Source organism: Nocardioides sp. B129/18 (genome assembly GCF_055282735.1).
Genome location: NZ_JBUZJI010000031.1, coordinates 1 through 9,402, shown reverse-complemented (window position 1 = coordinate 9,402; position 9,402 = coordinate 1). Strand labels below are relative to the sequence as shown.

Here is a 9,402-nt window from a genome sequence, read left to right as displayed (position 1 = left end):
CCTGGGCCGCTGCGCTGATCAGCGTGGTCGCGGCCGTGACCTCGCTGCGCACCTGAGGATCACGGGGCGAGCAGACGCTCCACGCGCTCGACCTTGCCGTCGAGCTCCCCGGTGTGACCGGGCCGGATGTCGGCCTTGAGCACCAGGGAGGTGCGCGGGGAGACGGCCGAGACGACGTCGACGGCCTCCTTGACCACCGCCATCACCTCGTCCCACTCCCCCTCGATCTCGGTGAACATCGACGACGTGCGGTTCGGCAGACCCGAGGCGCGGACGACGCGCACGGCGGCGGCGACGGCCTCCGAGACGCTGCCGTCGGCGTCGGCCGTGGTCGGGGCGATGCTGAAGGCGACGATCATGCGGCCAACCTACGCCGCCGCATCACGCCCCGCGCAGCGCGAGGTCGTCGTCGGGCAGCAGCGTCCGCAGCCGCGCGAGGGCGTCGCGGGCGTGGGACTTCACCGTGCCGGGACGCAGCCCGAGGACGTCGGCGGTCTGCGCCTCGGTGAGGTCCTCGTAGTAGCGCAGGACGACGACGGCGCGCTGCCGGGGCGCGAGCTGGGCGAGCGCGGCCATCACCGCGGCGCGCCGGTCGGCGTCGACGAGCCCGCCGGCCTGCTCGGGGACGACGTCGGTGTGGATCTCGCGCCAGCGGCGGCGCCGCCAGCGGCTCACCGACTCGCGCGCCAGGACGGTGCGCAGGTACGGCTCGGGATCGTCGGCGATCCGCGTCCAGTGCGGCATGGCCCGCATGAGGGCGGTCTGGACGAGGTCCTCGGCGTCGGCGGCCTGCCCGACGAGGAGGAAGGCGGTGCGCAGCAGCGCGTGCCTGCGGGCCGCGACGTACTCCTCGAAGGAGGCGCGCACCTGCTCAGATCCGGCCACGACGGCGCCTCCGGATCACGAGGGCCGCGAGGGCGCCGAGCAGGGCGACCAGGGCCACGCCACCGGCGACGCCGGCCTCGAGCCGAGGGTCCCAGCGGTGGGGTGGCGGCGGGAAGTCCCGGGTCGGCTGGGCGAAGAGGTCGCTCGCGGCGGTGACGCCGACCGACGGGACGGTCGTGATCGATCGCCGGGTGCCGTCCTGGGCCAGCACCTCGATCCTTGTCGGACCGGGGTCGCCCGGCCGGCGGGCCGCGATCACCGGCTGGGAGCCGATCAGCCCGACGACCATCTGCAGGTCGTCGACGGGGATGTCGCGGCTGCGGCCCTGTGCGTCGATGACCGTCAGGGCTCGCACCGAGGCCTTGCCGGGACGCTTGATCTCGTGCCGATAGGCCACGGCGGTGTCGCTGACGGCGATCAGCCGCAGCTGCCCCGTGGGCTGCATGGGCGTGCCGGGACGGTCGCGACCGGTGGCGAGGTCGACGATCGCCATGCGCGTGCCGGAGCGGGTGACGACGGCCTGCGTGGCGGAGGCGGCCCACAGCCGCACCGTGGGCGTCGTGATCAGGAAGGGGGTGTCGGTCCCGAGCGTCCAGCGCAGGAGCCCGGGGCCCGGGGTCTGACGGACCCGGATGGCGGAGGGCCGGCGATCGACGTCCCGGTACGAGGTGTAGCTCAGGACGACGGCGTTCGGCCCCGCCCAGGCGACGTCGTGGGACGCCAGACCGTGGGGGGTGTCGATCGGCATCCGCTCGACCTCGCCGGTGACGGTGTCGTAGACCGCCAGGCCCGTGATCGGTCGGTCGGCCTCGATGGAGGCGCCCTGCGGCGGCTCGCTGGTCGTCCAGTAGGCGACATGGCGCCCGTCCGGGGAGAGCACGGCGCCCTCGTCGGCGTCGTCGGGGAGGTCCAGGCGCAGGTACGTGCCGTCGGTCGCCGAGATCGCGCCCGTCACCGATCTCGGCAGGCCGAACCAGCGGTCGGACCTCACCGAGGTCAGCATGCTGAGCAGCCCCGGCGGATCGTCCGGTCCGGCGACCGGCAGCCAGCGGCCGGGCTCGTACACCCGGCTCGGCAGCGCCGGCGCCGCCTGCGAGTCGGCCGGCTGCAGGGTCGTCTGCTGGCGGGTCGAGACCAGCCCGACGCCGGAGGCGACGGCGAGCACCACGACGGCGACGAGCCCGGCCACGCCGGCCCGGCGGCGTCGATGCCGCCGGCGGGCGCGGTCCCACAGGTCGGGGTCGGGTGCTCCGGACGGCGCGCCGCGGGCGGCGTCGTCGAGCAGGTCGTGCAGGGTCATCTCGGCTCCTCGTTCCACACCCTCACCCACGCATCGGGGCCCGCGGACGGAGGGGGTGGTGCGACGAGCTTCCTCCTAGCCGACCGGGACGACGCCGCGCAGCCGCTTGAGGGCGTCGCTGTGCTGGGACTTCACCGTGCCCACCGAGACGCCGAGCACCCGCGCGGTCTCGGCCTCGGTGAGGTCCTCGTAGTAGCGCAGGACGACGACGGCGCGCTGCCGCGGGGCGAGCGCGGCCAGGGCCTCGGCCAGCCGCTCGTGCCGCTCCGGCATCGCCTGCTCGACGCTCCCCCGCTCGGGCACGGCGTCGACCAGCCGCTCGCGACCGCGGTGGCGCCGCCACCCGGAGATGTGGTCGTTGACCATCACCCGTCGCAGCCAGGCCTCGGGGTCGTCCCCGATCCGTGCCCAGTGCCCGACGGCCTTGATGAGCGCCTGCTGGACGAGGTCCTCGGCCGCGTGGAGGTCGCCGCAGAGCAGGTAGGCGATCCGCACCAGCGCCGGACGCCGGGCCCCGACGTAGGCGGCGAAGGACTCCTCGAGCGCGCGCCGGTCAGCCACGACGCCTCCGTCGCACCGCCACCGCACCGAGCGCGAGCAGCCCGACGAGCAGCACGCCGCCGGCCATCGAGAGGCGGATCCGCCAGATCGGGTCGTCCAGGGGCGGCTTCACGCCGTCGACGAGGGGCGAGCCGAGGAGGTCGGTGGCGAGCTGGAGGTTCGTCGTGCCCGCGGTCCCGACGCGCGTGGCCGCGCGGGTGCCTAGATCGATCGAGGAGAGGGGGAAGCCCTCGAACTCCCCGCCCCCGATCATCGCGGTGCCGATGACGAGCGCGTGGGACTCGTCGACGAAGCCGAGGAACCGGACGTCGCGCAGCCGCGGGGCGCGAGACGGATCCACGATGCGCCCGGCACGCCGATCTGCCACGCGCAGGGACCCCGCGCCTGTGGCGTCGTCGACGTCGGCGACCACGTAGCGGGGAGTGACGGCCAGGGCCCCGACGGTCGGGCCCGCGGTGCTCAGCAGCGTCACGTCGCCACCGGGACGCCGGTACGACGTCCGCGACCCGCTGCTGCGGTGTGCCTGCAGGATCGTGCCGTCCAGGCCGCGCATCGAGCTCAGGACGAGCTGCTCGAGGCGGCGCGGTGAGCCTTGCTGGACGCGGTCGACGTCGACGACCCGGGTGGCGACGTCCCGGCTGGAGGTCCGGCTGACGCGCTGGCCGAAGGTCACCAGCAGCGTGCGGGAGTCGGCCCACGTCAGGTCGTCGGTGGAGATGCCGTGCTCGGTCCCCGGCCGGTACGCCTGGACCTCGCCGGTGACGGTGTCGAGCACGCGGACGCCGAGAGGCGTGGCGCTGGATCCCTCGTCGGGATAGGGCATGCCCCCTGGCCGCCCCTGGGTCCACCACGCCACGTGCCGGCCGTCGGGCGAGAGCGCGGGCAGCCCCGCCGCGGGCTCCCGGTACTGGTCGGGCAGCGCGAGCCGCCGGTACTCCCCCGTCGTCGCCGACACGACGAACTGACCGCCCTCGCCGTCGAGGCCGCCGAGCACGGCCACGATCCCGGGCGGGTCATCCGGTCCGACCGTGGGCCAGAACCCCTGCCCGGGCCAGATGGTGCGCGGCACGGCGGGCGTGTGCCGGACGTCGGCGGGCTCGACCCCGCGCGAGCCCACCGGCGCGAGCAGGCCCACCATCCCGGCCAGCAGCGCCACGACCACCACGGCCGCGACGGCACCGAGCCGGCGACGCCGCACGCGTCGGCGTCCGTCGACCCACAGGGCGGCGGGGTCCGCGGCGGTGGGACGGGCCTCCTCGGCCAGTCCCCGCAGTGCGCTCGTCAGGTCGTCCATCGGCGCTCAGCCTTCCAGGTGTCGTCGTCTCCGGCGGGGCTCGGACGACGTGGAACGCAGCCGACCCCGCCCGTGACACGCACGGGCGGGGTCGGAAGGTTGGGCCGGAGCCCGGTGGATCTGGGCGATCAGCCGCGCAGCAGGTTGCGCAGCACGTACTGCATGATGCCGCCGTTGCGGTAGTAGTTCGCCTCGCCGGGGGTGTCGATGCGGACGACCGCGTCGATCTCGACGGTGCCGTTCGGGCCCTCGGCGACGACCTTGACGGTCTTCGGGGTGGTGCCCTCGTTGAGCGCGGTGATGCCGGTGATGGAGAAGGTCTCCTCGCCGGTCAGGCCGAGCGACTCGGCGTTCTGGCCCGCGGGGAACTGCAGCGGGATGACGCCCATGCCGATCAGGTTGGAGCGGTGGATGCGCTCGTAGGACTCCGCGATCACGGCCTTGACGCCGAGCAGCGAGGTGCCCTTGGCGGCCCAGTCGCGCGAGGAGCCCGAGCCGTACTCCTTGCCCGCCAGGACGACCAGCGGGATGCCGGCCTCCTGGTAGCTCACCGAGGCGTCGTAGACCGAGGTGACCGGGCCGTCGGCCTGGGTGAAGTCGCGGGTGACGCCGCCCTCGGTGCCGGGCGCGATCTGGTTGCGCAGGCGGATGTTGGCGAAGGTGCCGCGGATCATGACCTCGTGGTTGCCTCGGCGCGAGCCGTAGGAGTTGAAGTCACGGGGCTCGACGCCGTTCTCGGTGAGGTAGCGGCCCGCGGGCGAGTCCTTCTTGATGGCACCGGCCGGGCTGATGTGGTCGGTGGTGACGGAGTCGCCGAGCTTGAGCAGCACACGGGCACCGGCGATGTCGGTGACCGGCTCGGGGCTCTCGGGCATGCCCTCGAAGTACGGCGCCTTGCGGACGTAGGTGGACGAGGGGTCCCACGTGAAGGTGTTGCCCTCCGGCGTGGGCAGTGAGCGCCAGCGCTCGTCGCCGGCGAAGACGTCGGCGTAGGAGGAGTCGAACATGTCGGAGTCGATGGCGCCCCGGATGGTGTCCTCGATCTCGGCCGGAGTGGGCCAGATGTCCTTGAGGAAGACGTCCCGGCCGTCGGCGTCCTGGCCGATCGGGTCGTTGAACAGGTCGACCTTCATGGAGCCGGCGAGGGCGTAGGCCACCACCAGCGGCGGGCTGGCGAGGTAGTTCATCTTGATGTCGGGGCTGATGCGGCCCTCGAAGTTGCGGTTGCCGGAGAGCACCGAGACGACGGCGAGGTCGTTCTCGTTGACCGCGGCCGAGACCTCGGGGATCAGCGGGCCGGAGTTGCCGATGCAGGTGACGCAGCCGTAGCCGACGAGGTTGAAGCCGAGCTTGTCGAGGTACGGCGTCAGGCCGGCCTTCTCGTAGTAGTCCGAGACGACCTTCGAGCCGGGGGCCAGCGTGGTCTTGACCCACGGCTTGCGCTGCAGGCCCTTCTCCACGGCCTTCTTGGCCAGCAGGGCGGCGCCGATCATGACCGACGGGTTCGAGGTGTTGGTGCAGGAGGTGATCGAGGCGATCGTCACCGCGCCGTTCTCGAGCTCGAAGCTGGTGCCGTCCTCGAGGGTGACCGGCACCTTCGCGTCGACGTTCGAGGAGTAGGTGGGCAGCTCGGAGGCGAAGGCCGAGGAGGCGTTCGAGAGCTCGACGCGGTCCTGCGGGCGCTTGGGGCCGGCGAGGCTCGGGACGACGGTGGAGAGGTCGAGCTCGAGCTTCTCGGAGTAGCGGGGCTCGGCCGACGGGTCGTGCCACAGGCCCTGGGTCTTGGCGTAGGACTCGACCAGCGCCAGCTGCTCCTCGGAGCGGCCGGTGAGCTTGAGGTACTTGAGGGTCTCGTCATCGATCGGGAAGACGGCGATGGTGGAGCCGAACTCCGGGCTCATGTTGCCGATCGTGGCGCGGTTGGCCAGCGGCAGCGCGGAGACGCCGGGGCCGTAGAACTCCACGAACTTCCCGACGACGCCGTGCTTGCGGACCATCTCGGTGATGGTGAGCACGAGGTCGGTGGCCGTCGAGCCCTCGGGCAGCGAGCCGGAGAGCTTGAAGCCGACGACGCGCGGGATGAGCATCGAGACGGGCTGGCCGAGCATGGCGGCCTCGGCCTCGATGCCGCCGACGCCCCAGCCGACGACGCCGATGCCGTTGACCATGGTGGTGTGGGAGTCGGTGCCGACGCAGGTGTCGGGGTACGCCTGGAGGACGCCGTCGACGGTGCGCGTGAAGATGGTGCGCGCCAGGTGCTCGATGTTGACCTGGTGGACGATGCCGGTGCCCGGGGGGACGACCTTGAAGTCGTCGAAGGCGCCCTGGCCCCAGCGCAGGAACTGGTAGCGCTCGCGGTTGCGCTCGTACTCGATCTCGACGTTGCGCTGGAAGGCCTCGGGGGTGCCGAAGACGTCGGCCATGACGGAGTGGTCGATGACCATCTCGGCCGGGGCCAGCGGGTTGATCTTGGAGGCGTCGCCGCCGAGGTCGGCCATGGCCTCGCGCATGGTGGCGAGGTCGACGACGCAGGGGACGCCGGTGAAGTCCTGCATGATCACGCGGGCCGGCGTGAACTGGATCTCCTTGTCGGGCTGGGCGGTCTCGTCCCAGCCCGCGAGGGCGCGGATGTCGTCGGCGGTGATGTCGGCGCCGTCCTCGGTGCGCAGGAGGTTCTCCAGCAGCACCTTGAGGCTGAACGGCAGCGAGGCGACGTCGAGGCCGTCGCCGGTCACCGCGTCGAGGCGGAAGATCTCGTAGGACGTGCCGTCCACGTCCAGGGTGCTCTTGGCACCGAAGCTGTCCTGACTGGCCACAGCCGTTCCTCTCCTCTGGGGAGCTCAGCGCCGGGATGGCACGAGCGGGGCGGGGTCGCCCCCCATCCTGCCGCCGCGATGGAGCGGGACGGAAGGAGGGCTCACCTCAGAAAGAATGTCTTGACGTCAAGATACATGATGTCGAGGCACTTCCGCACCATGGCGCGGCGCGCCGAGCCCGAGGATCATCGGCTCAGAGCGAGCCGGGGCCCTGCTGGCGTCGCTGCCGCTCCTCGGCCTTGCGGCGGGAGTTGTAGTCGCGCATCCGCTGCGGGATGCCCACCACCGCGGCGTCGTAGGACGGGATCTGGTGACGGTTGCAGAACTCGTGCGCCCACTGCACCGACGGGACGCGGCGACGCGTCCACTCGCCGTCGTGGGCCACCAGCAGGAGGGTGACGTCGCTGACCGCGGTGCGGGGCTCGACGAAGCCCTCGACCCCGCGCCGTCCGCCGGTCCACTCCTCCAGGTGCTGCAGGTCCACGGAGTCGGCGGCGCGCACGCGCGTCGAGCCGGTGCGGAAGCCGTCGGCGGCGGGCCTGCTCATGCGCGGGCCCGAGCGGCGGAAGCGGTCGGTCCATCCCATGGCTCCAGTGTGCCGGGTCGGCGGAGGTCAGGTGGCCGGATGGCTGACTCCGGACGCGCGGGACCGCATGCCGAACGCCGTCCCGGACGCCGCCCAGGAGGCCTCGAGATCCCTACTCGCCAGTCACCCGGCCCGGTGTGGACTCCCAGCGCAGGAGTGCAAGGATGAGGCTCCCAGCCACGCCACAGCGGAAGGAACACGGTGGCCGACACCGACTTCGACGTCCTCGTCCTCGGAGCGGGATCAGGCGGCTACGCCTGCGCCCTGCGCGCCGCCCAGCTCGGCCTCTCGGTCGGCCTGGTCGAGAAGGACCGTCTCGGCGGCACGTGCCTCCACGTCGGCTGCATCCCCACCAAGGCGCTCCTGCACGCCGCCGAGGTCGCCGACGCCGCCCGCACCTCCGAGCAGTTCGGCGTCAAGGCCACCTTCGAGGGCATCGACATGCCCGGCGTGCTGGCCTACCAGGACGGCGTCGTCTCCCGGCTGTTCAAGGGCCTCACCGGCCTGATCAGGTCCCGCGGCATCACCGTCATCGAGGGCGAGGGTCGCCTCACCGGCGCCCGCGAGGTCACCGTCGACGGCACCGCCTACACCGGACGCTCCCTCGTGCTGGCCACCGGCTCCTACAGCCGCTCCCTGCCCGGCCTCGAGGTCGACGGCGTCCGCGTGCTCACCTCCGAGCACGCCCTGCGCCTCACCGAGGTGCCCGCCCGCGCCGTCGTGCTCGGCGGCGGCGTCATCGGCTCGGAGTTCGCCAGCGTCTGGAACAGCTTCGGCTCCGAGGTCACCATCGTCGAGGCGCTCCCCCGGCTCATCGCGGCCGAGGAGCCCCGCTCCTCCACCGCCCTCGAGCGCGCGTTCAAGAAGCGCGGCATCTCCGTGCGCACCGGCACCTCCTTCGAGTCCGCCAAGGCCACCGACCACGGCGTCGAGATCACCCTCGCCGGCGGCGAGGTGCTCGAGGCCGACGTCCTGCTCGTCGCCGTCGGCCGCGGGCCGCGCACCGCCGACCTCGGCTTCGAGGAGCAGGGCGTCGCGATGGACCGCGGCTTCGTCCTCGCCGACGAGCACGGCCGCACCAACCTCGAGGGCGTCTACGCCGTCGGCGACATCGTCCCCGGCCTCCAGATGGCCCACCGCGGCTTCCAGCACGGCATCCACGTCGCCGAGCACATCGCCGGCCTCTCCCCCGTGCCGGTGCCCGAGTCGGGCATCCCGCGGGTCACCTACACCCACCCCGAGGTCGCCTCCGTCGGCCTCACCGAGGCCCAGGCCGTCGAGGCCCACGGCGCCGACGCCGTCACCACCCTCACCTACGACCTCGGCGGCAACGGCAAGAGCCAGATCCTCAAGACCCAGGGCTCGGTCACGCTCGTGCGCCAGGTCGACGGCCCCGTGCTCGGCGTCCACCTCGTCGGCGAGCGCGTCGGCGAGCTCATCGGCGAGGCCCAGCTCATCTACAACTGGGAGGGTCACGCGGAGGACGTCGCGCCGCTGATCCACGCCCACCCGACCCAGAACGAGGCCCTCGGCGAGGCCCACCTCGCCCTGGCCGCCAAGCCGCTGCACGCGCACGGCTGACGCACCACTCCACCTCCGCACACCGCTCCAAGACGAAGGAAGTCCATTGGCCACCGAAGTCAACCTCCCCGCACTGGGCGAGTCCGTCACCGAGGGCACCGTCACCCGCTGGCTCAAGCAGGTCGGCGACACCGTGGCCGTCGACGAGCCGCTGCTGGAGGTGTCCACCGACAAGGTCGACACCGAGATCCCCTCGCCCGTTGCCGGCACCCTGCTGGAGATCCGGGCCAACGAGGACGACACCGTCGAGGTCGGCGCGATCCTGGCGCTGATCGGCGAGGCCGGCGAGGCTCCCGCGGACTCCGCTCCTGCCGAGCCCGCCGCCCCGGCCGAGCCCGAGGCCGCCGCGCCGGCCGCTCCCGCCGAGCCCGAGCCGGCC

Annotated in this window: 9 protein-coding genes; 2 read left to right on the top strand and 7 right to left on the bottom strand. The window is 72.8% G+C overall.

What is annotated here, in order from left to right; translation table 11 throughout:
- Positions 1–59 precede the first annotated feature (59 nt).
- From ACZDWJ_RS17380 to ACZDWJ_RS17350, 7 genes are all read right to left on the bottom strand, one after another.
- Positions 60–359 carry a thiamine-binding protein gene (locus tag ACZDWJ_RS17380; RefSeq protein WP_463523012.1) on the bottom strand — a complete coding sequence of 100 codons (300 nt, stop codon included), beginning with the start codon at positions 357–359 and terminating at the stop codon, positions 60–62.
- A gap of 22 nt (positions 360–381) precedes the next feature.
- Positions 382–885: a SigE family RNA polymerase sigma factor gene (locus ACZDWJ_RS17375; protein WP_463523010.1), complete on the bottom strand. Its 504-nt coding sequence runs from the start codon at positions 883–885 to the stop codon at positions 382–384.
- On the bottom strand, positions 872–2,185 hold the full coding sequence (locus ACZDWJ_RS17370; protein ID WP_463523008.1) for a hypothetical protein: 1,314 nt from the start codon (positions 2,183–2,185) through the stop codon (positions 872–874). Before ACZDWJ_RS17370 ends, ACZDWJ_RS17375 begins: the two co-directional genes overlap by 14 nt.
- A gap of 75 nt (positions 2,186–2,260) precedes the next feature.
- Entirely contained in the window at positions 2,261–2,746 is a 486-nt protein-coding gene (locus tag ACZDWJ_RS17365) for a SigE family RNA polymerase sigma factor (protein ID WP_463523006.1), read from the bottom strand.
- A complete protein-coding gene (locus ACZDWJ_RS17360) occupies positions 2,739–4,040 on the bottom strand; it encodes a hypothetical protein (RefSeq protein ID WP_463523004.1) in 1,302 nt (433 codons plus the stop codon). Before ACZDWJ_RS17360 ends, ACZDWJ_RS17365 begins: the two co-directional genes overlap by 8 nt.
- A gap of 128 nt (positions 4,041–4,168) precedes the next feature.
- Positions 4,169–6,856, bottom strand: coding sequence for an aconitate hydratase AcnA (gene acnA / locus ACZDWJ_RS17355; RefSeq protein ID WP_463523002.1), 2,688 nt, complete (start codon positions 6,854–6,856; stop codon positions 4,169–4,171).
- Between the two features lie 193 nt (positions 6,857–7,049).
- Entirely contained in the window at positions 7,050–7,442 is a 393-nt protein-coding gene (locus ACZDWJ_RS17350) for a hypothetical protein (RefSeq protein WP_463523000.1), read from the bottom strand.
- 201 nt (positions 7,443–7,643) lie between these two features.
- On the opposite strand from ACZDWJ_RS17350, the gene lpdA reads away from it, so the two are divergent.
- A complete protein-coding gene (gene lpdA, locus ACZDWJ_RS17345; protein ID WP_463522998.1) occupies positions 7,644–9,023 on the top strand; it encodes a dihydrolipoyl dehydrogenase in 1,380 nt (459 codons plus the stop codon).
- A 46-nt stretch (positions 9,024–9,069) separates the two neighbouring features.
- Positions 9,070–9,402 (top strand): biotin/lipoyl-containing protein (locus tag ACZDWJ_RS17340; protein ID WP_463522996.1); only part of this gene is annotated, 333 nt, incomplete at its 3' end.